The 21,360-nt window shown below is 52.7% G+C and carries 25 protein-coding genes and 3 tRNA genes; 13 read left to right on the forward strand and 15 right to left on the reverse strand.

Annotation, left to right across the window (positions count from 1 at the left end; all coding sequences use genetic code 11):
• Window positions 1-216: 216 nt before the first annotated feature.
• Together AB0A83_RS05370 and AB0A83_RS05375 are read left to right on the forward strand one after the other, a co-directional pair.
• Window positions 217-534, forward strand: a complete 318-nt coding sequence (locus AB0A83_RS05370) for a transposase (RefSeq protein ID WP_367155611.1) — start codon at window positions 217-219, stop codon at window positions 532-534.
• A gap of 460 nt (window positions 535-994) precedes the next feature.
• The gene (locus AB0A83_RS05375; RefSeq protein WP_367155612.1) at window positions 995-2,569 is read left to right on the forward strand and encodes a peptide chain release factor 3; all 1,575 of its coding nucleotides are present in this window, start codon (window positions 995-997) and stop codon (window positions 2,567-2,569) included.
• A gap of 46 nt (window positions 2,570-2,615) precedes the next feature.
• On the opposite strand, the gene AB0A83_RS05380 is transcribed toward AB0A83_RS05375, so the two are convergent.
• The 7 genes from AB0A83_RS05380 to aroQ all read right to left on the reverse strand — a co-directional run bounded on the left by AB0A83_RS05380 (window position 2,616) and on the right by aroQ (window position 8,386).
• Window positions 2,616-3,146 carry a hypothetical protein gene (locus tag AB0A83_RS05380; protein WP_150047295.1) on the reverse strand — a complete coding sequence of 177 codons (531 nt, stop codon included), beginning with the start codon at window positions 3,144-3,146 and terminating at the stop codon, window positions 2,616-2,618.
• Window positions 3,147-3,330: 184 nt separating this feature from the next.
• A complete protein-coding gene (locus AB0A83_RS05385; RefSeq protein ID WP_367155613.1) occupies window positions 3,331-4,527 on the reverse strand; it encodes a class I SAM-dependent rRNA methyltransferase in 1,197 nt (398 codons plus the stop codon).
• A 5-nt stretch (window positions 4,528-4,532) separates the two neighbouring features.
• Window positions 4,533-5,174: a zinc-ribbon and DUF3426 domain-containing protein gene (locus AB0A83_RS05390; protein ID WP_367155614.1), complete on the reverse strand. Its 642-nt coding sequence runs from the start codon at window positions 5,172-5,174 to the stop codon at window positions 4,533-4,535.
• 1 nt (window position 5,175) lies between these two features.
• Window positions 5,176-6,060 carry a 50S ribosomal protein L11 methyltransferase gene (gene prmA, locus AB0A83_RS05395; RefSeq protein ID WP_150047299.1) on the reverse strand — a complete coding sequence of 295 codons (885 nt, stop codon included), beginning with the start codon at window positions 6,058-6,060 and terminating at the stop codon, window positions 5,176-5,178.
• Window positions 6,061-6,121: 61 nt separating this feature from the next.
• A complete protein-coding gene (gene accC / locus AB0A83_RS05400; protein ID WP_150047300.1) occupies window positions 6,122-7,465 on the reverse strand; it encodes an acetyl-CoA carboxylase biotin carboxylase subunit in 1,344 nt (447 codons plus the stop codon).
• 20 nt (window positions 7,466-7,485) lie between these two features.
• On the reverse strand, window positions 7,486-7,935 hold the full coding sequence (gene accB / locus AB0A83_RS05405; RefSeq protein ID WP_150047301.1) for an acetyl-CoA carboxylase biotin carboxyl carrier protein: 450 nt from the start codon (window positions 7,933-7,935) through the stop codon (window positions 7,486-7,488).
• On the reverse strand, window positions 7,925-8,386 hold the full coding sequence (aroQ, locus tag AB0A83_RS05410) for a type II 3-dehydroquinate dehydratase (protein WP_150047302.1): 462 nt from the start codon (window positions 8,384-8,386) through the stop codon (window positions 7,925-7,927). Before aroQ ends, accB begins: the two co-directional genes overlap by 11 nt.
• Window positions 8,387-8,830: 444 nt before the next feature.
• Between aroQ and AB0A83_RS05415 the strand changes: the two genes are divergently transcribed.
• From AB0A83_RS05415 to AB0A83_RS05425, 3 genes are all read left to right on the forward strand, one after another.
• Entirely contained in the window at window positions 8,831-8,995 is a 165-nt protein-coding gene (locus AB0A83_RS05415) for a hypothetical protein (protein WP_190303255.1), read from the forward strand.
• Between the two features lie 325 nt (window positions 8,996-9,320).
• The gene (locus AB0A83_RS05420; RefSeq protein ID WP_269473496.1) at window positions 9,321-10,472 is read left to right on the forward strand and encodes a glycosyltransferase family 4 protein; all 1,152 of its coding nucleotides are present in this window, start codon (window positions 9,321-9,323) and stop codon (window positions 10,470-10,472) included.
• Between the two features lie 207 nt (window positions 10,473-10,679).
• Window positions 10,680-11,885, forward strand: a complete 1,206-nt coding sequence (locus AB0A83_RS05425) for a hypothetical protein (protein WP_190303257.1) — start codon at window positions 10,680-10,682, stop codon at window positions 11,883-11,885.
• A gap of 247 nt (window positions 11,886-12,132) precedes the next feature.
• Here the strand turns inward: AB0A83_RS05425 and AB0A83_RS05430 are convergent.
• The 6 genes from AB0A83_RS05430 to greB form a co-directional block, all read right to left on the reverse strand.
• Window positions 12,133-12,208 (reverse strand) — tRNA-Glu (locus tag AB0A83_RS05430).
• A 41-nt stretch (window positions 12,209-12,249) separates the two neighbouring features.
• Window positions 12,250-12,325 (reverse strand) — tRNA-Glu (locus AB0A83_RS05435).
• A 28-nt stretch (window positions 12,326-12,353) separates the two neighbouring features.
• Window positions 12,354-12,429: transfer RNA gene (locus AB0A83_RS05440), tRNA-Ala, on the reverse strand.
• Window positions 12,430-12,480: 51 nt separating this feature from the next.
• Window positions 12,481-12,921: a D-aminoacyl-tRNA deacylase gene (gene dtd / locus AB0A83_RS05445; protein ID WP_150047305.1), complete on the reverse strand. Its 441-nt coding sequence runs from the start codon at window positions 12,919-12,921 to the stop codon at window positions 12,481-12,483.
• A 45-nt stretch (window positions 12,922-12,966) separates the two neighbouring features.
• Window positions 12,967-13,383, reverse strand: a complete 417-nt coding sequence (locus AB0A83_RS05450) for a gamma-glutamylcyclotransferase (RefSeq protein WP_150047306.1) — start codon at window positions 13,381-13,383, stop codon at window positions 12,967-12,969.
• A gap of 121 nt (window positions 13,384-13,504) precedes the next feature.
• A complete protein-coding gene (greB, locus tag AB0A83_RS05455; RefSeq protein WP_150047307.1) occupies window positions 13,505-13,996 on the reverse strand; it encodes a transcription elongation factor GreB in 492 nt (163 codons plus the stop codon).
• 52 nt (window positions 13,997-14,048) lie between these two features.
• Here greB and AB0A83_RS05460 point away from each other — a divergent pair, with 52 nt between their 5' ends.
• The 8 genes from AB0A83_RS05460 to AB0A83_RS05495 all read left to right on the forward strand — a co-directional run bounded on the left by AB0A83_RS05460 (window position 14,049) and on the right by AB0A83_RS05495 (window position 17,923).
• The gene (locus AB0A83_RS05460) at window positions 14,049-14,525 is read left to right on the forward strand and encodes a peptidylprolyl isomerase (RefSeq protein ID WP_150047308.1); all 477 of its coding nucleotides are present in this window, start codon (window positions 14,049-14,051) and stop codon (window positions 14,523-14,525) included.
• Window positions 14,526-14,559: 34 nt separating this feature from the next.
• Complete coding sequence (locus tag AB0A83_RS05465) at window positions 14,560-14,766, forward strand: DUF1289 domain-containing protein (protein ID WP_367155615.1); 207 nt, start codon at window positions 14,560-14,562, stop codon at window positions 14,764-14,766.
• Window positions 14,767-15,062: 296 nt separating this feature from the next.
• Complete coding sequence (locus tag AB0A83_RS05470; RefSeq protein WP_367155616.1) at window positions 15,063-15,554, forward strand: DUF2589 domain-containing protein; 492 nt, start codon at window positions 15,063-15,065, stop codon at window positions 15,552-15,554.
• A 28-nt stretch (window positions 15,555-15,582) separates the two neighbouring features.
• Window positions 15,583-16,266 (forward strand): DUF2589 domain-containing protein, encoded by a 684-nt coding sequence (locus AB0A83_RS05475; RefSeq protein WP_150047311.1) that lies wholly within the window; start codon window positions 15,583-15,585, stop codon window positions 16,264-16,266.
• Window positions 16,267-16,379: 113 nt separating this feature from the next.
• Window positions 16,380-16,643: a hypothetical protein gene (locus AB0A83_RS05480; protein ID WP_150047312.1), complete on the forward strand. Its 264-nt coding sequence runs from the start codon at window positions 16,380-16,382 to the stop codon at window positions 16,641-16,643.
• Window positions 16,644-16,671: 28 nt separating this feature from the next.
• Window positions 16,672-17,151, forward strand: a complete 480-nt coding sequence (locus AB0A83_RS05485; protein WP_367155618.1) for a DUF2589 domain-containing protein — start codon at window positions 16,672-16,674, stop codon at window positions 17,149-17,151.
• Window positions 17,152-17,182: 31 nt separating this feature from the next.
• On the forward strand, window positions 17,183-17,449 hold the full coding sequence (locus AB0A83_RS05490; RefSeq protein WP_367155619.1) for a hypothetical protein: 267 nt from the start codon (window positions 17,183-17,185) through the stop codon (window positions 17,447-17,449).
• Between the two features lie 36 nt (window positions 17,450-17,485).
• Window positions 17,486-17,923 carry a hypothetical protein gene (locus tag AB0A83_RS05495; RefSeq protein ID WP_150047314.1) on the forward strand — a complete coding sequence of 146 codons (438 nt, stop codon included), beginning with the start codon at window positions 17,486-17,488 and terminating at the stop codon, window positions 17,921-17,923.
• A gap of 185 nt (window positions 17,924-18,108) precedes the next feature.
• On the opposite strand, the gene AB0A83_RS05500 is transcribed toward AB0A83_RS05495, so the two are convergent.
• Both AB0A83_RS05500 and AB0A83_RS05505 read right to left on the reverse strand, forming a co-directional pair.
• The gene (locus tag AB0A83_RS05500; protein WP_150047315.1) at window positions 18,109-18,411 is read right to left on the reverse strand and encodes a hypothetical protein; all 303 of its coding nucleotides are present in this window, start codon (window positions 18,409-18,411) and stop codon (window positions 18,109-18,111) included.
• Complete coding sequence (locus AB0A83_RS05505) at window positions 18,408-21,089, reverse strand: C1 family peptidase (RefSeq protein ID WP_367155621.1); 2,682 nt, start codon at window positions 21,087-21,089, stop codon at window positions 18,408-18,410. The genes AB0A83_RS05500 and AB0A83_RS05505 overlap by 4 nt, the downstream gene beginning before the upstream one ends.
• Between the last annotated feature and the right edge of the window lie 271 nt (window positions 21,090-21,360).

Here is a 21,360-nt window from a genome sequence, read left to right on the forward strand (position 1 = left end):
CGGCTAAAGTGCGCGTTAAACCCACTCAGGTTGGGCCGCCGGTACGGTATAGATTTTTGATGAAAGCGGCTTTACCCTCAAGGGCACAAGCGCCAAGAAAGGCGAGGCGTCCGCCGGTGTTGCCCGGCAGTCGAACTGACGCTTGGGCCAAGTGGATAACTGTCAGGTGGGCATCTTCGCAACCTTGTACCCCCAGGGCATGAGTGCCGAGGCGACATGACCACCTTAATCGACGCCCGCCTGTATTTGTCCGAGGACTGGTGTCTTGATGAGGCGCGCTGCAAGAAGGCGGCGATTCTCAAGGAGGCGCGCGAGTTTCTCAGTAAATTTCAACTGACACTGGCGATGCTGGAAATCGCCCGGCAACGCGGGATTCAATTCGGCTACGTCGGCATTGACGGCGGCTACGGCAAGGAACCGGCTTTCCTGCGGGGTGTTGAGCATAAGGCTGCCGTTTTGTTGCGGATGTGCATTGTGGTCAAACGATTTATCTGCAAGACCCTGAGCCGTACCCGAATGGTTCGGGCGGGGTAGAAAGCCAAGCCACCGCCAGCCGCAATGCACAGTCCGACGCGTAGACCGGTGGGCGGCCGCGCAAGCACCCGGAAGCCTGGCAGCGACTGACCGCGTGAGGCCGAAAAAGGCTTTTTGATCGCCGATTATCTGCATGCCCTGGTTTGGGTATGGGATGGTCAAGAAGAAAACCCGCGTTGCTGGCATTGGCTGGTACGGCGTGAAGTCGGCATGGAAGCTAGATCGCACATTGCTTATTCGGCGCGCCCGCTTGCTATCCGGCATGCCGGCCAAATTAAACGGTATGGCTACGTATAGCGGGCGGATAGCCTTGACGGGCGGTTTTGTCGTGGCCGAGCGTCCTACTAAGCCGCAGTTAGCGGCATTGCGGTCCGGCTGCGATATAATGCCGGCTAACCAACGCAATGATTTCGTGGCCGCTGTTAGGCTGCGAAAACTCCCCAATCAGATTCGAACCTCCATGCAAGCTACTGAATTCAAGCGTCGCCGCACTTTTGCCATCATTTCCCACCCGGACGCCGGTAAAACCACCATCACCGAAAAACTGCTGTTGTTCGGCGGGGCGATTCAGCTGGCCGGTTCGGTCAAAGGCCGTAAAGCGGCCAGGCACGCGACTTCCGACTGGATGGAGATGGAAAAGGAGCGGGGTATTTCGGTAACCACGTCGGTGATGCAGTTTGAGCACAAAGACGCCATCATCAACTTGCTGGATACTCCGGGCCACGAGGATTTCTCGGAAGATACCTACCGTACCTTGACCGCGGTGGATTCGGCCTTGATGGTGATCGACGTGGCCAAAGGGGTCGAGGACCGGACCATCAAGCTGATGGAAGTATGCCGTTTGCGCGATACGCCCATTCTGACCTTTATCAACAAATTGGACCGGGAAGGCCGCGAGCCGATAGAGCTGTTGGATGAGGTCGAAAGCGTGCTGAAAATCGAATGCGCGCCGATGACCTGGCCTATCGGCATGGGCAAGCGCTTTAAAGGCGTATACCAAATGTACAAGGACGAGACGATTTTGTTCAGTCCGCATCACGGCGGCAAGATTGCCCAGTCCGAGACCGTCAAAGGGATAAACAATCCGCATCTGGACGAGTTGCTGGGTTTGCAGGCCGACGAATTGCGCGAAGAAATCGAATTGGTAAAGGGTGCCAGTCACGAATTCGATCTGGAAAAATATTTGCGCGGCGAACAAACGCCCGTGTTTTTCGGCTCGGCAATCAACAATTTCGGCATTGTCGAATTGCTGGATGCCTTCGCCGAGTTTGCGCCGCCGCCGCGGCCGCGCCAATCCGAACAGCGTTTGGTGCAGCCCGAGGAAGACAAGTTCAGCGGCTTCGTGTTCAAAATTCAGGCCAATATGGACCCGGCCCACCGCGATAGGGTGGCGTTCATGCGCATTTGTTCCGGCAAGTTCGACCGGGGCATGAAAATGCATCACGTCAGGACAGGCAAAGGCATTCAAGTCGCCAACGCGATTACCTTTCAGGCCGACAGCCGCAAGAACGTCGAGGAAGCTTATCCCGGCGATATCATCGGATTGCACAACCACGGCACCATACAGGTGGGCGACACCTTTACCCAAGGCGAGACGCTCAAGTTCGGCGGCATCCCGTATTTTGCGCCGGAGCTGTTTCGCCGCGTGGTGTTGAAAGATCCGTTACGGGCCAAGGCTTTGCAAAAAGGTTTGGTGCAACTGACCGAAGAGGGGGCCACGCAGTTGTTCAAGCCCTTGAAGAATAACGATTTGATATTAGGCGCGGTTGGTATTTTGCAGTTTGACGTGACCGCGCACCGTTTGAAGCACGAGTACAACGTGGAGTGTTCTTACGACGCCTCGCCGATCAGCACCGTGCGCTGGGTCAGCTCGGCGAATCCGCTCAAGTTGGAAGAATTCAAAAACAAGGCCTTCGAAAATCTAGCGGAAGACGGCGGCGGCTATTTGGTGTATTTGGCCACCAGCCGGGTCAATTTGCAGCTGACCGAAGAGCGCTGGCCGGACATCGTGTTCAGCGCTACCCGCGAATTGTAAGGTGGGTAGGGCGCGCCGCTGCGGCATCGGCGGCGGCGCGCCGGGCTTATTTAGGGTCCGCCTCGTTGGTAAAAATAGGATTATTCAAGTCTTCTTCTGTCAGTTTGGCGCGTTCTTCCGGATAGATGTGCCAGAACGATTGGTCGATGGCGCCGTCGCTGTAGCTGTTTTTGCGGCTGTGGCCGAACGGGCACCACCAGTTTTCCACCACTTTGACCAAATAAGCGTGCCATTCGAACAGGCCTACGCTGAACGGGCAATACCAGGTGCAGTTCAGGATCCAGAACAATTTGGATTGCGCCATGCTCAATTTAAACGAACCGTCCATGACGATTTGGTTTTTCAAGGTGTAGCGGTGACTGGCGCGGTCGGGCAAAAAGTCGCGGTAGGTTTTGACGTTTTCCGCGCCGACCAATTTCAGGCTGAAATAAGTCAAATAAGCGCTGAGGAACACGAACGGCAGCGTCAAAATCGGCAAATAGATAAACACCAGGCCGATGGCGCGCGAGAGGACCGATTTCTGTTTGTGATGGCAACCGATGTTGACGCGCTCGGCGCAGGATTCGCAGGCTTTCATTTTTATTATCTCCTTGGGTGGGTTGTGTCGCGCTCGGGTTCGAGCAGTTGGTAAATTCTTAAACAACCTTCGCAGCAGAAGTGCCGCGTCTCGCCGCTTTGCGGGCACGGCAAACTGAAGCCGGCGAGTTTGACCGGTTGACCGCACAGCAGGCAAGGCGGATAGGTTTTCGCCATTGTTGTCCTTACATCCTGGCCGAGACCGCACAAAAAAAGGTTTTCAGGTATTCGGTCTCCGGCATCGCCGGTAATATAGGGTGGTCGGGGCCCTGGCCGCCGGCGGCGACGAAAGTCAGATGTCTATCGATGTGTTTGGCCGAGCCGCGCAGGATTTCCTGCAAATCCGCCCGATGTAAATGATGAGAACACGACGCCGATACCAGCAAGCCGTCGTTGGCCAGCACTTGCAGCGCCAATTGATTTAGGCGCCGGTAGGCTTCGTAGCCGGCTTGATAATCTTTCTTGCGTTTGATCAGCGCCGGCGGGTCCAGCACGATGGCGTCGAAATGTAAATGCTGATCGCGGGCTTGTTTCAAAAACTCGAACACGTCGCTACGCACGCATTGCAACCGGTCGCCGACTCCGTTCAAGGCCGAGGATTCCTTGGCCAGACTTAAGGCGTGTTCCGAGCTGTCGACGCAAGTCACTTCGTCGGCTCCTGCCGCGGCCGCGGCTATACCCCAAGCGCCGGCGTAACTGAATAAATCCAGGACCTTGAGCCCTTTGCTCCAGCCGGCTAATTGCGCCCGGCTGACTCTGTGGTCGTAAAACCAGCCGGTCTTTTGGCCGGCGGCAATATCGGTTAGGTAGCGGATGCCGTTTTCTTCGATCAGTACGCGCTCGGGCAAGGTGCCGTGGGCCAGTGCCGTCTCCAGGCTTAGATTTTCCAATTGCCGCTGGCTGTTGTCGTTTTTCAGCAAAATCGCTTGCGGTGCTATCAGCTCGATCAGGACTTTGAGTAGCACCGGCTTCAGGTTTTCCATGCCGGCCGTGGTGATCTGCACCGACAGTACGCTGTCGTAGCGATCGATCACCAAGCCCGGCAAACCGTCGCTTTCGCCGTAAACCAGGCGGTAAAACGGTTTGTCGAACCAGCGCCGGCGCAATTTCATGGCTTGTTGCAGCCGGGAACGGAAAAATTTTTCGCCTATGCTGCTGTTGGGTTTGCGTGTCAACAGCCGGGCGCAGATCAAGGCGTGCGGATTGACGTAAACCACGCCCATCGGCTGGGCGCTGCTGTCGTGCAATACCGCTAAACTGCCGGGTTCGAATTGTTCCAGCGGGCTGCGTTTGCTGTCGATTTCGTTGCTAAATACCCATAAATGGCCTTGTCGTAAGCGTTTATCTTCGTGTTTTTTTAAAAACAGAGCGGGGTAAGTCATCGGAATTATATCGGCGTTAGGCTAAAACCGGCGGGTTCGATGGCGGGAATGACCAAAGCCAGTTGTATGTGTAGTGATTGTTGCGGGGTCCACAGCGCGTTACCGCCGAATTGCCCGGCGGGAAATATACGTTCGGCGACGGTGCGGCCGGTCAAATCGGTCACGGCCAGTTTCAAATCGGGCAAGGCTTGGTTGACCGCGGCTTGGTTGGTGAGTACCGCACTCAGCTTATAGCCGGAGGCCAAATAAGGTTTGAGTTCGGTGTGCGATACCGACCAGGCCGAGGGATTGCGATACGCCGGCAGGTTAAGGCCGAATCGGGCGGATAGTGCTACAAGATCGGCGTATAGGTAGGATTGCTGCCATGATGGGCCGGCCTTGAAATAGACGAATTGTAAAATCAGCACTAGCAACAACCAGGCATTACCGACCAGCCACGGCCACTGTGCGTTGGGCCGGTCGTGCTCCGGCAGGTCGATCGGGGCGGCGGCTATCGGGTTTATCCGTTCGCCGGCTTCGTCGCTCAAACTCGGTAACGCGTCGAACGCACGCCGGCAAGCGACGCAGGTTAACAAGCCCCGCGTTTCTCGCAATTGTTGGGTACTGACCGGTTGCTGCCGGTCGCAATGCGGACAGCGGCTAAACATGTCAAGCGGGTTTTCGGGCGTCCAGGCGGCACCAATCCTCCAGCCGTACCGGTTCGGAAACCGTTAGGCCTTGGGCGCGATAGGCTGCGGCCACCATGTCGGCCTGGTCGTGCAAGATGCCGGATAGCACCAGATCGCCGCCGGGTTTGACCAGGGCGGCTATGGTGGGGGCTAGTTTTATCAACGGATTGGCGAGAATATTGGCGACCACTACGTCGGCGGGTACGCCGTGAAACTGCTCCGGCAGGTAGTAGGCGATTTTGTCGGCTACCCGGTTTTTATCGGCGTTGTATTGGGTTGCGGTGAGGGCTTGCGGATCGATATCCACACCGTCGGCCCGCTCGGCGCCTAGCAATATTGCGGCTACGGCCAGGATGCCCGAGCCGCAGCCGTAATCGATCAGGGTTTTGCCGGCAAGCGGATGGGCGGCCAGCCATTCCAAGCACATCGCGGTAGTGGGGTGGGTGCCGGTACCGAAGGCTAAGCCCGGGTCCAAGGTCATGCAAATTTGCCCCGGTTGATTGATTTCTTGGCCGCTGGGGCAGACCCAAAATTTGCCGGCAAATTGCATGGGTTGAAAATAGTCCATCCAGGCCCGTTCCCAGGCCTGGTCTTGAATGACTTCCGCTTGCCAATACGCTAGAGGGCGGCCGATAAATTGATTGAACAGCAAGGTTTGTACGACGTCCGGGTCGGTATCCAATTCGAACAATGCAGTCACCCGGGTGTGGCTCCAGATTTGGGTTTGGTCGATAGCGGGTTCGTAAACCGGCTCGTCTTCGGCGTCGCTGTAAGTGACCGAAACCGCGCCTAATTCGCTGAAAAAATCCGACAGTTCCGGAGCGGTTTGCTCGTCCGTGACGATGGAAAGCTGGTGCCAGGCCATAGTGCGGGAGATGGAGATAGGTCGGCTGGAGCGAAGTATCCTACTCCGCTCCAGCCGGTTATTAGTGGATGCCCAGTTTCTTTTCCAGGTAATGGATGTTTTGGCCGCCTTCGACGAAGGCGGAATCGTTCATGATGCTTTGCTGCAACGGAATGTTGGTTTTGATGCCGTCTATGACCATTTCGCTCAGAGCGGTGCGCATTCTGGCGATGGCGCTGTTGCGGTCGTCGCCGTGTGCGATTAATTTGCCTATCATCGAATCGTAGTAAGGCGGAACTCGGTAGCCGTTGTAGATATGGGTTTCGCAGCGGATGCCGGGGCCGCCGGGCATATGGAATTGTTCTATGGTGCCGGGGCAGGGTATGAACGTTTTCGGATCTTCGGCGTTCAGCCGGCATTCGATGGCATGGCCGGTAAAACGCACTTGTTCTTGGCTGATGGACAGCGGTAGGCCGGCGGCGATGCGTAATTGCTCTTTGACGATGTCGAAACCGGTGATCATCTCGGTCACCGGATGCTCCACTTGCACCCGAGTATTCATCTCGATGAAATAAAACTGGCCTTTTTCGTACAAAAATTCGAAGGTGCCGGCGCCCAAATAGCCGATTTCACGGCAGGCTTGGGCGCAACGTTCACCCATCTTCGCTCGTTGTTCTGCGGTGATACCGGGCGCGGGCGCTTCTTCCACCACTTTTTGGTGACGGCGCTGCATGGAGCAATCGCGTTCGCCCAAGTGGATCGCGTTGCCGTGCGAATCGGCCAACACTTGAAACTCGATGTGGCGCGGGTCTTCCAAAAACTTTTCCATGTACACGGTGCCGTTGCCGAACGCGGCCATGGCTTCGCTTTTGGTCAGGGAAATTGCGCCGATCAAGGCTGCTTCCGTGTGTACCACCCGCATGCCGCGGCCGCCGCCGCCGCCGGCGGCTTTGATGATGACGGGATAACCCACTTCGCGCGCGAGTTGCAAATTGGCGTCGTCGTTATCGCTCAAAGGCTCGCCGTTGCCGGGGACGCAGGGTATGCCGGCCGCGAGCATGGCTTTTTTGGCGGAGATTTTGTCGCCCATCATGCGGATGGTTTCGGGTTTGGGCCCGATGAACACAAAGCCGCTTTGGCTGACTTTTTCGGAAAAGTCGGCGTTTTCCGATAAAAAGCCGTAGCCGGGATGGATGGCTTCGGCGTCGGTGACTTCCGCGGCACTGATGATGGCCGGGATGTTCAGATAGCTTTGCGCCGACGGCGCGGGGCCGATACAGACGGCTTCGTCGGCCAGACGTACGTGCTTCAAATCCCTGTCCGCTTCGGAAAATACGGCGACGGTTTTAATGCCCAGTTCGCGGCATGCGCGTAATACGCGCAGAGCAATTTCGCCGCGATTGGCTATGACTATTTTTTCGAACATGACTATCCCCCTGTTAGCGTTTATTCGATCACGAATAATGGCTGACCGTATTCCACGGGATGGGCATTCTCGACCAAAATTTGTTTGATTTTGCCGCTTTTATCGGCTTCGATTTGATTAAGGATTTTCATCGCTTCGATGATGCACAGGGTCTGACCGGCGGAAACCGATTGGCCGATTTCGACAAATGCGGCCGAGCCGGGCGACGCCGAGCGGTAGAAGGTGCCGACCATCGGCGATTTGACCACGTGGCCACTGATTTTTTCTTCCGCCGGAGCGGCAATCGGAGCGGCGGCTGCCGCGGGTGCGCCGGTCGGAGCGGCTGTGGCAAGCGGTGCGGCGTGTACAACCGGGGCCGTAGCGGAATACCGGCTAATGCGAACGGATTCTTCGCCTTCTGAAATTTCTATCTCAGCAATATCGGATTCCTCGATAAGATCGATGAGTTTTTTTATTTTTCTAATATCCATTGTTCTGAGTTCTCTCGTGTAAGATCTGATGAGCGGCTTGAAAAGCCAGTTCGTAACCGCGTGCACCCAAGCCGCAAATAACGCCTAAGGCGATATCCGAAAAGTATGAGTGTTGCCTGAAAGGCTCGCGGGCATGCACATTGGACAAATGTACTTCAATGAATGCAATCTTGGTGGCCAGCAAAGCGTCGCGTATCGCTACGCTGGTGTGAGTAAACGCGGCCGGATTAATAATGATGAAATCGACCTGGTCGTGGTACGCTTGATGTATCCGGCCGACGATTTCGTGTTCGGCGTTACTCTGAAAAAATTGTAAAACATGGCCTAAATCGTTTGCCATTTTCTCCAAACCGGCGGCAATGTCTGTAAGGGTTTTATGACCGTAAAGTCCGGGTTCGCGTACGCCTAACATATTCAAATTAGGGCCGTTCAAAACGGAAATCGTTGCCATGGAAATGCCGAACAATGGAGGATTTTTAAAACGGGAATTCTGCCTAAATTGTGGAATTTTGTCCAGAACTTCCCCAAATTGACGATTAATTATCCGGAAAGTAGTGATTTGTCTAAGGTAGGTAATGCAACTTGCGCTTGCCGACGCATTTATTGTGTAATTTTGCATAACCGGCATAGGTGGGCGAAATGATGGGATTTTTATACCTTGCTGTGAGCGCGGTTTATTGTGCGGTCGGTCCTGCGCGTTCGCAGGATCGAATGGAATTTGTGGAGCGAGGGGACATGCTTTATGAAAACCATTGCCGGGATGCCTGCTCGTGCAAATAAACCGTTGGCAACGTGTGTTGGCTTAGATTGGAAAAACCGGAGATCGATCAGATGCCGTTATCTCAACGATCGGTACTGCCATTATCGCTAAGTTGTTATCTGAAGGTGACGGCTGATGAGACGCCTGTCCGTGTTGTGGAAGCTTAAATGGTTGTGCGTCATTCTGGTCATGATGACGTTGGACTTTAGTCCTTTTCCAGTCTCGGCATTGCTGTTTTTGTATATTTTTCTATTCAAGCCTTTATGGTTTAAGGCATTTGTCGAGCGCTTATATGAGTGAATCAGGCTGCGGAGCTAACGTCAAACCAATCCGTATTTGATCGGATAGCCTGGTATTCGACACCATCGTTATTCTCAATGTGCATTCGGACTACGGGAAAGCCGGTTTCGTAGCGCGAGTCCGGCGTTAATTTCGGGATAGAATATCCGGCTGAATTTTCGCTCCGTTTAAACTAAGCGCACGTGTTCGGATCAAACCCGTAACTTCTGATTTGGATATAAGCGCCGTGCGTTCATCGTCTTTTTGCCAACAGTTCTGCAAATCTGCGGTTTTAAGCCGGAGATAATTTGCCGGGCCCATTCAACAACAGTCCTTCGTCACTACCGTGCATTCCTCCAATAATTCAACTCGAAAGATTCGTATCCTTCATCTTTTAACCTCTACGGCGGGTGGGCTCGGCCAGTCGGTGTTAACTTTGCTGGAGCAGTTGGATGCCAGCCGTTACGAACTGGTTATCGCCTTCGGTCCCGGTTACCCGTTAGACCAAGAGTTTCAGAAAACCGGCTATAGAGTGGTGGTGTTGCGTTTCGAGCGTTGGTTAAAAGCCAAAAACGTTTTGGGGTTTTTCGATTTATGTCGGTTTTTGCGTAAAGAGCGCTTCGATATTATCCACGTGCATGGTGGTAATGAGGTAGGCATATTGGGACGTATTGCCGCCGCTTTATTTAGTCGGGCCCATCTGATTTATTCGTTGCACGGCACGCCTACCGTAGACCGTCTGGCTTTACCGATTCGCGCGGTCATTCGGGGATTCGATCTTGTGTTGGATAGAGTGACGGATCGCTATATAGCGGTCTCCCGGCATATAGCACAGCGTTACTTGGATAAAGGCATCGGGCGGGGGCGCATGACTGTGATTCATCACGGAATCCCGATATACAGTGAAGAGCCGCAAGGCGAGGTCAAGGACTTAAGAAAAGAATTGGGTTTGGCAGGCAACGTCAAATTGATAGGCACGATAGGGTTGCTGGAAGAGCGCAAAGGTATCGAATATTTGTTGCAAGCGGTTCCCGAAGTGGTACGGCAGTTACCGGATTGTCGGTTTTTGATCATAGGTGCCGGGCCGCTGTTGGATTCGCTGCGAGCCTTGAGCGAAAGTTTAGGCGTAACGGAGTCGGTCTTATTTTTGGGTTGGCGAGACGATGCCAAGCAATTGATCGATTCGTTCGATGTGTTATGTCATCCGGCACTTTCCGAACCTTTCGGATTGGTTTTGTTGGAAGCGATGGTGCATTACAAGCCGGTGGTGGCGTCTGCAGTGCAAGGGATACCCGAAGTGGTGGCTGACGGTGAGACCGGTATTTTGATTCCGTCCCGAGATCCGGCGGCAATCTCTCTGGCGTTGCTAAAAATATTGAATTCTCCCGACTGGGCCGCGCAATTAGGCAATAACGGGCACCGCCGAGTCGTCGAGCATTTTTCTTTGTCCCACATGGCGCAGCAATACGAAGCTGTCTATCGGCAGTTAACTGCGTGATTGCTGCATTTCTAAGTTATTTCTAGGCGAGAAATTGAGATGAAAACAATAAAAATACCTTTCGGAAATCAGTTACGCCGTAATGATTGTGGCAACGGGATAGTCGGGCTTAAGGGTCGCGTGCTTGTTTCAGCTTTAGCAGTCTTGATTTCACTGTATGGGTCATCGGTTGTAGCGGCCAATATTACGATAAAAGGTGACCAAGCCATGACGCATTTGCCCAATGTGCAGGGTTTCTTGCATGGTTTCGACGATGTAAGTTACGACGAAAAGCGGGTCAACATGGTCATGATGAATGAGTTACGCCCCAAGTTTTGGCGAATCGGTATGACCGACAAAGCCGGGTTGAACCATATCCTCGCCAAAAAAGTAAATCCGAATCAAAAGATTACTTTGGTGGTTAGCGATCAATTGGCGGTGATAAAAGGCAGCTACCAAGCGTTAAAACCCTGGGAGAATTGGAATGCTTACCAACAATTGGTGCGCGATCTGGTATCGCTGTATAAACAGCACAATCTGAACATCGATTATTGGGACGTTTGGAGCGAGCCCGATACCACTGCGATGTGGTCGGGTTCTTGTGCTCAGGCTATGGAAACCTTCAAGCGGACGTTTGAAGCGATACGCTCGGTGGATTCATCGGCCAAAATCGTCGGTCCTAGTGTCAGCGACATTAATAGCAAAGGGGCGTGTGGTGATTCATTTTTCGGCCACTTTTTGAACTACGTTGCCGAACAAAACCTGAAATTCGATGCAATATCCTGGCATGAATTCAATCATCCGGAACAATTGCCGGCCCAGGCCGAGGTGATCAGGCAGTTTTTCGCCAAGCATCCAAGTCTAGGTATGCCGGAAATGCACGTTAACGAGTATTCAGGGCCGTTGGATGCGCCGATAGCCGGTTGGGCGGTAGGCTGGTTGTATTATTTGGAAGCGGCTAATCTGAATTGGGCAACTCGCGCCTGTTGGGGGCAGGGCTGCCAAGCGGGATTGGATTGGTTGTTTACCAAGAACACTGCCACCACCCCGTTATACTGGGTGCATCAAAGCTATGCAAATTTACCGTCAATGCGCTTGCGTAGCGTCACCGATACGCCAAGCGTTGTAGCAATGGCAGGTAAAAACGACGCCAAGCAAGAGTTGAGTGTGTTGGTTGGCAGGTTTTCCGGCAAGCAGGTATTCGGTGCCGCGGAGAATGTTACTTTGGTGATAGAAAACTTTCCTTACCATTTGAATTCGGTAAGTTATACGGTAAAGCGTATCCCGAGAACCTTGCAACCTACCCAGGAATTGGTGGCCCCAATACCCGTTAGTAACGAAAACTTGCCGGTCACTAATTCCACCGTAACCCTGAGTTTGCCGGCATTTCAGGACGGTGATGCTTATTTATTATCTTTGAAAGCCGTTCAATAAGGAGGCTTCTGCAGAGGTGGTGCTTAGATCGCGCTTCTACATTTTTGTCGGGGCGCATTGCAAAAGCGGGGATTTTTGTTGGAATCGGAGAGAAGTCATCCAGCCGCTCTGCTGAAACTTGGACGAGCAGTCAAGCGCGTTAGAAAAAGGCTTGCAGGATGCTTACCATAACGCCGTACTCATGCGATGGATGAGGGCATAGATGACAGCGCTTTGGCGATTGTGCTGCAAAGCGATGGCGGAATGTTGGCGTCCCCACGGGGGTTCGAACCCCGGTTACCGCCGTGAAAGGGCGGTGTCCTAGGCCACTAGACGATGGGGACTAGTGATGTTTGAAGTGCAGTGGATAATTTCTAGCCAATGTTGGCGTCCCCACGGGGGTTCGAACCCCGGTTACCGCCGTGAAAGGGCGGTGTCCTAGGCCACTAGACGATGGGGACAGGACTATAAGTTATCAAATTAACTACTTGGTGGAGCCAAGCGGGATCGAACCGCTGACCTCTTGCATGCCATGCAAGCGCTCTCCCAGCTGAGCTATGGCCCCGTAGTTGAGACTGGTCATTATACAGAGCTTGATTTTTTTGTCCAGAGATTTTTAACTGTGACGTAATGTGAAGGTTACCGGTCCGTCGTTGATCAGCGAAACTTGCATATCCGCTCCGAAACGTCCGAATTGCGTTGATGGATGGACCACTGCAGCGCGCTGTTGCAAGTAAGCAAACAATTGCTGCCCTTTCTCGGGCGGTGCAGCTGAGGCAAAGCTGGGACGATTACCTTTTTGCGTATCGGCGGCTAACGTAAATTGGGGAACCAACAGTAAAGCGCCTTGGATGTCACGCAAGCTCAAGTTCATTTTTCCGGCGTTATCGGGAAAAATGCGGTAGTTGAGTATTCGTTCCAATAGTCTGTCCGCTTGTGTCTTGTCGTCGAACTTTTCCACTGCGACCAAACCCATAATGCCGCGGCCTATGACGCCGATATCGATACCGTCTACGGTCACTTTGGCTTCGGTTACGCGTTGGATGATGGTAATCATTGCAGACTTTGCGGGTGGTTATCGAAATGCGCTAGAAGGGTAAGTTCAATGGCTGGCCGGTAACATTGAAGCATAATCTCCGCTTACGATGCGTTTAAGGTTGTCGGTTTTCAAGCAATATCGGTAAATCCAAACTTCCAGATCAGTCCCGTCGGCTAAGCGGGCTATTTTTCGACAGCGTTCATATTCATGCGGTTGCGGATGGCGCGGCGTGCATTCTTCGTATGTGTCCAATAACGCAAAAGTGGGTTGAGGATGCAACAAACGGTAGACTTCACCACGGACTTTGGCTTGGTCATGCTTATTAATAGCGCAAACCCAACCCGGGTAAGCGCCTAAATCGTAGAGGTTGCCGGGTACGGTTGCTTCTGCCATGAATTCGCTATCCCGGCGCAGGTAAGGATGTAAGCTGCCGTCGTTTGCGCGGCGTAACGTGCCGTATACGAAAAGGTGATTCAGCATGATCGGAGAGCAATGCAATGTTGAAAAACGCTTGCAATTCACTTAGGTTGCAGCACCAAGATTTTGCATTACAGGGCATCCGGCTAAAGCGGGTTTGGCGCGGCTGTGCCTTGCTGGAAAATTAATAGCGTATATCTATCAAATAATACCGGGTTTGTTGTGCTCCAACACCTATTACGATTTCGTCGTCCAAGGTTTTCTTCAATAATGCACGCGCCAATGGCGAATCTAAGCTGATCAAGCCTCCGGATGTGTCGATTTCGTCGGCACCTACGATGCGATAGGTGATTTCTTCGCCATCCATGGTTTCTAACGTGACCCAGGCACCGAAAAACACCTGCTGTTGATTGCCGGGTTTCTCGGCAACGACGGTTAGCGAAGGTAGGCGTTTTTGCAAATAATGAATGCGGCGGTCGATTTCTCGGAGCTCTTTTTTGCGGTAAATGTACTCGGCATTTTCCGAACGGTCGCCTTCCGCAGCGGCTGCGGCGAGTGCGGCGGTCACGTGCTTGCGCCGTTCCCACAGGGCTTGCAATTCGGTTTCCAGCTTTTTATAGCCTTCAGCGGTGATGTAAGGCGAGGATTTCGGTTTGGGCGGTCTCCAACGTGACATGCGGTTCCGTGATGCGGTTATAATGGGGTTTTGAATCTAGCGGACAAAGCTCATGCAAATTACTGATAAAACGGCTGTTTCCATCCATTATACTCTAACAAACGTCGACGGCGAGGCGCTGGATAGTTCGAGAGGTGCCGAGCCGCTAGTGTATTTGCACGGCGCGGGCAATATCATTGCCGGATTGGAAAATGCCTTGACCGGTAAAACCATAGGCGATGTTTTCGATGTCAGCATTCCACCTGCGGAAGCGTACGGCGAAGTGGTACCGGAAATGACCCAAGTGGTCTCCATCAAAATGTTCGAAGGCATGGACGTGGAAGTAGGCATGCAGTTTCATGCGGACGTCAATTACGGAAGCGGCGTGATTACCGTAACCGAAATTAACGGCGACGACGTAACGATTGACGGTAATCATCCTTTGGCCGGCGAGACGCTGAATTTTGCCGTAGAAGTGATCGACGTTCGGCCGGCAACGGCTGAAGAGTGGGCGCATGGCCACATTCATAGCGGCGGATGCCAGCATTAATTAGCCTAGATCAGCATTTTAACGCCATTGAGATATGAAATTTCATCCTTGCATAGACCAGTGCACGAAAGAAGGTAGCCATTGCGAAGGTTGCGGGCGCTCGCATCAGGAAATTGCCGGAACCAAGCAAATCGTGCAAGCTGCCGTGCAGTTCATCCGCCAGCAGGATTACGAAAATCCCGACGAATTCGTTGCCGCCATCGCTAAAAGCATTTTAAAAAAATTGCAAAAGCCGGCGTGAGTTGCGAATCCGGATAGACGTGAACTGCCTGTTGCAATTTTCTCGGCCTAGCTTTTGTTCTTAACATTAAGTTACAGCACCCTGCGATTCGGCGGCGCGACGGCTCGCGCTGCCCGGTTTTTTTATTAAGCGGATTTCATGGCTATGAACCGCATAATGGCTGTTAGTTTGTAATTCCGTGACTCTAGGTCTATGCTCTGTCCCGATGCAAGGATGATAAGCGCTTCACATTATCCCATGCCGGCGAGTGGCTTGCCCAAGTCTAATTTCACAGTCAATTCTTTAGGTAAACCTCTATGGCCGACGCGGTTTCGCTCAAGGATTTAATCGAAGCATTGGCCGGTTCGGTAATTTCCGCGCAAGATCGTATAGAACAGCATCATATAGCCAAGTTGGCTCAATATTTCGATGCGAAATCCAATCGGCCGATTTCCGTCAATATAAAGCTGCCGGATTTGTCCGTCGGTGCGGATGAAGAAGACGAAGTCGACATCAGCATACCGTTATTGGCTTTGGTGGGCTGTTCCACGCTGTCAATCAAAGCGATGGACGTGGAGTTCGACGTGGATTTATCCGATGTGGGCGATCCGGAAGATGTCCAACATCCGCCTTCCGCTCAGGAAGGTGAAAATCAGACTTGGCACAATTTGAAACCTTCCAAATCGATAGGTGTGGACTGGCGAGCGGCGGGCAGTAAAAAAATGGCGCGTTTGTCGCTCAAAGTCGAAGCGCAGGAGCCTACCGAAGGCATGGCAAGGCTGATTCAGCGGCTCAACAAATTAATTTAGTCCCGGAAATCACACAAGAGGTGTAGTCATGGCAGTAGCAGATCAGTTTAGAGGTTTACCAATGGCGGATTTGATAGGCGGTCCGCTGATTGCCGCGAGCGACGCACAGGTCACCTTGGCCAACGCGACAGCGTCGTTTATTAAAACCGTCGGTTTTTTACCCAAATACACGAACGGTCAGTTAGACCAGAACGACCCTTACGGCGACATTCGCACGGCGAAATTCAAATACAACCGTCCGGTGGGAGCGGCGACGCCGGGTGACAACGGCTTGGTACCGACCGAAACGGTGGAATTGGAAGTGCCTTTGCTGGCGATAGTTAAAATTCCGTCATTGAGTATTACCAGCGTCGACATTACTTTCGACATGGAAGTAAAAAGCTCGGAAAGCTCTAAAGAGACCGATTCCAGGTCCGGAACGTTGGAAGCCGAGGCGTCGGTAGGCTGGGGGCCGTTTAAAGCCTCGGTAAAAATCAGCGGTTCGATTTCTTCCGCGAAAGAACAAGCCCGTTCCACGGATAGTTCCGCGAAATACCATGTGGAAGTTCACGCGAAAGACAGCGGCATGCCGGAAGGATTATCCAGAGTATTGGACATGATGAATGCGTCGATAGCGCCTAAGTCGGTATTGCCGGCACCGGCAAACAATGGTACGCCCGCTAATAATCAGGCTAACCGCAATGTCCAACAACCGGCGACTCCGAATGGATAAGGTTCGGACGACGGGTTGACGGTTCTTTGGAGGCCAGCCTATCGCCGGCCTCGCTCGGTTTCCGGGGCCTGCGGTTACAAGTTTTGCGATCAATAGGTTTAACGTTAGCGTTCATGTTCGATCTAACTGATGTCAGTTTCGTAAAACGTATCGTTGTCGGTAACAACGATCCGGAGCGTATGCAATCCGAAGCTGAAATTCAACAGGCGGCTGCCTTGTTAAACCGCTGTTTAAGCGAGCCGCCCAAGGGGCGCATCATCGGCATAGAGAAAACCTTCAGCATTCTGAATATCGGCGAACATCAGGTGGTACTGCAATGTTTGATCTATCACGTCGGTTTCTCGCGTAAACCTTATTGGTTGGAGGACACTCAGTAATGCAATCGGTTGCCGAGGATAACGGGTCTTGAAACAAGCGGTCGCGACCTTCGACGATTTTTTGCGCGGCTTGCAACGTGAAGTTGGCTTGGCGCAAGCGGCTTTGCAAAAAAAACACGAGAGTTTGGTCAGGCGCTATTTCGACTTGCAAGCGGACGGCCAATTAAAAGCGATTAATTGGAAGGTTGAAATAGCCGATGCTAATGCCGCGGACGGCGAGGCTATGGAACTGCCCCTGCTGTCTTTGCTGCCGCCTACCCGGCATAAAGTGACCGAAGTTAGTTTGGAGTTTGCGGCCGACATCGTCGAAAACCGCACTAAATCCAACAGCGGTCGGGGAGCGTTAATGGTGGTGATAAAAAGGCGCCGCTTTTGGAGTAAAGGCGGGCAACGCAAAATTAAAGTGATGTTAATCGGCGACCAGCCCGGCCGGGTAGAAGTGTATTTGGACGGGGTTTTGTTTAAAACCGTCGATGGGGCGCGAATTGCGTCGGAATTGGAAGGTTAAGCGGATGGGATGTTGCAAACGGGCCCTCTAAATGGCTAAAAACGATGAGTTTGCTTTTCAGTTGTCGGAGCAAGACGAGCAATGCCTACGTGCGATTATGGCTGACAACAAGATTACGCCGTCTCGGCCTTTAAATCTCGATTTGCTAGGCTATAGCTTGTTGGCGGTAGCGTTGGCCTGCGGACTTTTTTTCTTGAAAGACAGTGTCTGGTTGGCAAGCTGGGCCGGCGACTTCGCGGCGTCAATACGCAATGCTTGGGGTAGTGCGAGTCTTCCTAATTGGCTTTGCGAACCATAAGCATCAATAAAACGGTACCATCGACAGGAGAAAGCGATGACGACATTCAAGTGTCAACCCAAAATAGCCGCCATTGGCATAGTCTGCGCAATGACGGCTGTGGTGGCCTACGGCAAGGATTCGATGGTAGGAGTTTGGTCCGGTCAGGTAGCCGGCAAGACGAACAGACCGGTCTCTGTCACGTTGAACATAGAGCAAGACGACAGCTTGGGTCAGGCTGCGGGTAGCATTGAGTATGGCTTGCCTTGGCAATGCAGCTTGAATTTGCAATACGACGGCGAACGCGAAAGTAACGGCGCGAAGGTGTTCTCTTTGTCCATTCCGCTCATCGCGGCCGCGCCGGGGCCGCACTGCCAAGTCTTGATCGGCGGTTTTGTATCCGTTTTAACAACGGACTCGGGGACTTTATCAACCCTAGTCGTAACCCGCTACAACGACGTCAAAGACAAAACTACACTAACCCGCCGTCCATAGGCGATTTCCAGCGAAAAACTATAGTCAACCGATGGGTCTTTTGTCCGGTTACAACGCTCGAAAACACCTACTTAATGCCACTACTATGAAGCTCTTTTTTAGCTGGTCGCCGCACCCAAATGGCGTCTTCGAGGGTGTGCATTCTTGGCAGCGGCTTTAATCATTCACCGAGCGGGGGACTTGTGTTATTCCCCTTTGCCTCCGCTAGCCGGAGCAATGTCCAGTTTGCACTGTCCGCGAAAATAATCCCATGCCAAGCAACGCTGTCCGGTATCGGGGTTTAGGCACCAAGTATCGATAGGGACGCCGTTTCGCATCACGGCTTCGGTTTTCCAACCGTCTGCCAGACATTTTTGGACGGCCGGGTTAGGCATGCGCTGCGCAGCCGCGGGCTGCGCAGCGTAAGGTGGTGCCGAGCATGCCGATAACAGCAATAACACACATCCTGCCGCAATCGAACAGGGCCGCGGCAACGTGAGTGCGATCATTGCGCCGCTCCCGGCATCGCTTGACGCTGTGCTGCCGGGAACACGGCTTTGTCGGCGGAATCGACATGCTTTTTAAACAAGTGTTGCGCGTTGCGTTGCATTTTAGGTGCTTCGGTGCTTTGGGTTTTGTTAGTGTCCAAAAAGGTTAAGGTGCGATTGCCGTCGGCAGTTTGGGCGATGCGTACTTTTCGTGCTTTAGCGAATTTATCGGGCAGTTTTTTACCGTTGTAGGCGCTATGACTGCCCGAGCTAGCGGTAGCTGCTGCCGTCGATTTTGCGGCGATTGCGTTCGCGGTTTTGCTTGCGCCGCTTTGCGCTGCACCGAATAGCGAATTTACCGACACATAACCCCAGGAATACGACGTGTTGTTTAGCTCGTCGGATTCCGCCACTACATTTTCGTCGTCTATCCACAGCGCCATGTAGTAATAGCCGTTGGGAATAAAATTGCCGTTCGCATCCAAGTAGAGATCGAAGAGGTAGGGGTTGCTATCGTCGCGATAAAACAGGTAGCCGGCCTCCAAAGTAGAGGAGGTGCGGTCGCTTACCAGTTTGTAAGTGTTGGCTGAGCTATCGGGTAAGAATTCGGAATCGGTTAGGACCAGATTGATATTCCAGCCGGCTGTGGCGGTAGCGCCGCCGTTGTTGCTGACTTCGTAAGTCAATTCGCCCAGGCCGCTGTAGTCGTCCCAAGATGCATACCACGTGTCTATACTCAGGTCGGCCGAATTGTTGGATAAGCTGACAATTGCGCTTGCGGGCGAAACATTATTGTTTTCGTCGGATTCGCGCACATCGTTTTGGTCGTCAACCAGTAGAGCCATGTAATAATCCCCGGGCTCCAAAGTTTGCGGAATCTGAAATTCGATACCGTTGCCTTCATCGATACTGCGGTATGCGCTGCCGCCCGTGTCCATGCTAAACGGTATCGCCTCGTAGACTACGTAAGTGTCGTTGGCGTTGATGATTGAATCGGTTGAAAGCAGCAAGCTGACGGTGATCCCACTGGGTGCTTCGCCGGTTCCGCCGTTCAGAACCTCCCATTCCAGTTCACCGTGGCCGCCAATGTTATAGTCTAAGTCGGCGCTCCAGTTCTTGATTTGCAAATCCGGCAAATCGCCGTTATCGGGAGGCACGGGATCAGGCGTGGGTGTGACGTCGCCGTTCGGACCGTCTTCCAAAATCCACATTTGGAACGTGACTTGCGGGAAAAAATCGTAAGGCATCCAGAAAAAGCCGCCATCGCCCCAGCCGGTCCCCCAGGAATTGATCACTTTCACGGCTCCGCCGACTTTGTTGTTGTCGTAACCCACCGCAGTGACGGCGTGACGGCCGTGCGGTCCGTTATTGTTGCCGTCGGTAGAGTTGTAGACCGAGTTTTCCCCTTTCAAGTTATAAAATTGATCGTAAACCTCTATGCCCAACACGACGGGCTTGCGTTGTGCCAGTGCACCCTTCAAATCGCTTAAATTGCTTAAGGTACTGCGTTTTAAGGCTTTAAATTTCGAGGCTTGCTCGAAGGCGGCTTGGCTGGGTGTCGCGGTAAAATCTTGGTCGGTATACGGCATCCGGTCCAGGGTTGCCGCACCTTTTTCGATGATCAAGTCCAGCGCATCGTAGATTTGTGAACCGTTGTCCTGACCACCGTTGATTTGGTTATAAATAAAAGCCGGGCTGAACAAGTGGGTATTGGTATTTAGTGACCAATTCATCTCGGCTTGTTCTTGGTAACTTTTCAATGCGTAACCGGTAGCCCAGGCGACGCAACTGCCTTGCTGGCCTTGGTCGCCGGGTGTGGGGAAATCGCCGCTAAGATCCACCGCTTCCGGCTCGGTCGGCGGAGCGCCGGGGGCACCTAACAAGTTAGAAGCCAAATGCGAGCGGTCGAAGGTCGAATAGGTTTTAGCGTCGACCTCTTGAGCGCCGGTGCCTTTGTCGTCGCTGCCTTGTTCTACGTTTATCAGCACATCGGCTGTGGCGCTGTAGACTTTGCCGTCGGTGACTCGATAAGGCAAAGTGATTTGGCCGGTAAAGTTAGGGGCTATGCTGACGTAAAGTACCCCGGATTGCGGATTTAAATAAGCAAAGTCGTAACCGACCCCGGAGATGTCGGCGCTTAAGTCATAATTTAACGTATCGTTGTCCGCGTCATCACCGATCAGTTGGGGCTGTAAATACGGAACTGCTGGGTCGGCGTTAAAGCTTAAGGAATGCGCCCTAGGTATTTTGTTGCCGGCCGGCCCTACTCCTATTTGTGTTTCTACACTGTTGTTGCTGGTATCCGCATCCTTTTTATGAAACTTGACCGACGAAACGCTGCTGAATTCGCCTAGGGAGCTGCCGGTCAAAGCGACTGTCCAGTTTTTACTTTCGCCCGGACGTAGGCGATTGGTTCTGCAGGTTAATTTTTTCAATCGTTTGGCTCTTTTACTGGCGAAACGACAGCCTTTCGAGGCGGATTGAAAGGTCGTGTTATCCGGCAATTGTTGGGTAACGACTATGGTCCTAGCCACTTTGCTGCCAATGTTGTCCACATTGACCGACAAATTTATCGTATCGGCTTGGCTAACCACGCTCGGACTGGCGATTACTGTTAGTTTTAAATCGGTGCCAAGTGCCAACGCGGACTGATGGGCAATTGACAGTAAGCCTAGAAACAGTATTGAGCTTGCTTTCATGGGTGCCTCCACTGCGAGAGAAGTGCGAGCGATAGGTTGCGATAACCGAATGTTATACGAATAATTTTATGCGTTAGTCTAATCTGCAAACAGGCGATTGCAAATCGAAATCTCTTAGTTTGTACAACGCGTCGATTACGATGATTTTTCACATGAATCACTGTTGACAGTTACTTAACCGATAAGCCTCTTGCTTGCTACCTTTTTTAGTGGGTGTAACTTCAACTAGATAGCGGTCGATTAATTCGCCTGATGTCGTTCTTTCTGCTTC

Source organism: Methylomonas sp. HYX-M1 (assembly GCF_040741385.1).
In the GTDB taxonomy this organism is placed as follows: domain Bacteria; phylum Pseudomonadota; class Gammaproteobacteria; order Methylococcales; family Methylomonadaceae; genus Methylomonas; species Methylomonas rhizoryzae.

Bases quoted from the DNA above. Each gene is read 5' to 3' on its own strand.
- AB0A83_RS05505 (WP_367155621.1), bottom strand. From the start codon at position 21,089: ATGAAAGCAAGCTCAATACTGTTTCTAGGCTTACTGTCAATTGCCCAT.
- aroQ (WP_150047302.1), bottom strand. From the start codon at position 8,386: ATGGCAACGATTTCCGTTTTGAACGGCCCTAATTTGAATATGTTAGGC.
- AB0A83_RS05465 (WP_367155615.1), top strand. From the start codon at position 14,560: ATGAAATTTCATCCTTGCATAGACCAGTGCACGAAAGAAGGTAGCCAT.
- AB0A83_RS05375 (WP_367155612.1), top strand. From the start codon at position 995: ATGCAAGCTACTGAATTCAAGCGTCGCCGCACTTTTGCCATCATTTCC.
- accB (WP_150047301.1), bottom strand. From the start codon at position 7,935: ATGGATATTAGAAAAATAAAAAAACTCATCGATCTTATCGAGGAATCC.
- AB0A83_RS05500 (WP_150047315.1), bottom strand. From the start codon at position 18,411: ATGATCGCACTCACGTTGCCGCGGCCCTGTTCGATTGCGGCAGGATGT.
- AB0A83_RS05475 (WP_150047311.1), top strand. From the start codon at position 15,583: ATGGCAGTAGCAGATCAGTTTAGAGGTTTACCAATGGCGGATTTGATA.
- AB0A83_RS05390 (WP_367155614.1), bottom strand. From the start codon at position 5,174: ATGTTTAGCCGCTGTCCGCATTGCGACCGGCAGCAACCGGTCAGTACC.
- AB0A83_RS05425 (WP_190303257.1), top strand. From the start codon at position 10,680: ATGACGCATTTGCCCAATGTGCAGGGTTTCTTGCATGGTTTCGACGAT.
- dtd (WP_150047305.1), bottom strand. From the start codon at position 12,921: ATGATTACCATCATCCAACGCGTAACCGAAGCCAAAGTGACCGTAGAC.
- AB0A83_RS05460 (WP_150047308.1), top strand. From the start codon at position 14,049: ATGCAAATTACTGATAAAACGGCTGTTTCCATCCATTATACTCTAACA.
- accC (WP_150047300.1), bottom strand. From the start codon at position 7,465: ATGTTCGAAAAAATAGTCATAGCCAATCGCGGCGAAATTGCTCTGCGC.
- AB0A83_RS05480 (WP_150047312.1), top strand. From the start codon at position 16,380: ATGTTCGATCTAACTGATGTCAGTTTCGTAAAACGTATCGTTGTCGGT.
- greB (WP_150047307.1), bottom strand. From the start codon at position 13,996: ATGTCACGTTGGAGACCGCCCAAACCGAAATCCTCGCCTTACATCACC.
- prmA (WP_150047299.1), bottom strand. From the start codon at position 6,060: ATGGCCTGGCACCAGCTTTCCATCGTCACGGACGAGCAAACCGCTCCG.
- AB0A83_RS05490 (WP_367155619.1), top strand. From the start codon at position 17,183: ATGGCTAAAAACGATGAGTTTGCTTTTCAGTTGTCGGAGCAAGACGAG.
- AB0A83_RS05385 (WP_367155613.1), bottom strand. From the start codon at position 4,527: ATGACTTACCCCGCTCTGTTTTTAAAAAAACACGAAGATAAACGCTTA.
- AB0A83_RS05415 (WP_190303255.1), top strand. From the start codon at position 8,831: ATGAGACGCCTGTCCGTGTTGTGGAAGCTTAAATGGTTGTGCGTCATT.
- AB0A83_RS05470 (WP_367155616.1), top strand. From the start codon at position 15,063: ATGGCCGACGCGGTTTCGCTCAAGGATTTAATCGAAGCATTGGCCGGT.
- AB0A83_RS05380 (WP_150047295.1), bottom strand. From the start codon at position 3,146: ATGAAAGCCTGCGAATCCTGCGCCGAGCGCGTCAACATCGGTTGCCAT.
- AB0A83_RS05370 (WP_367155611.1), top strand. From the start codon at position 217: ATGACCACCTTAATCGACGCCCGCCTGTATTTGTCCGAGGACTGGTGT.
- AB0A83_RS05495 (WP_150047314.1), top strand. From the start codon at position 17,486: ATGACGACATTCAAGTGTCAACCCAAAATAGCCGCCATTGGCATAGTC.
- AB0A83_RS05450 (WP_150047306.1), bottom strand. From the start codon at position 13,383: ATGCTGAATCACCTTTTCGTATACGGCACGTTACGCCGCGCAAACGAC.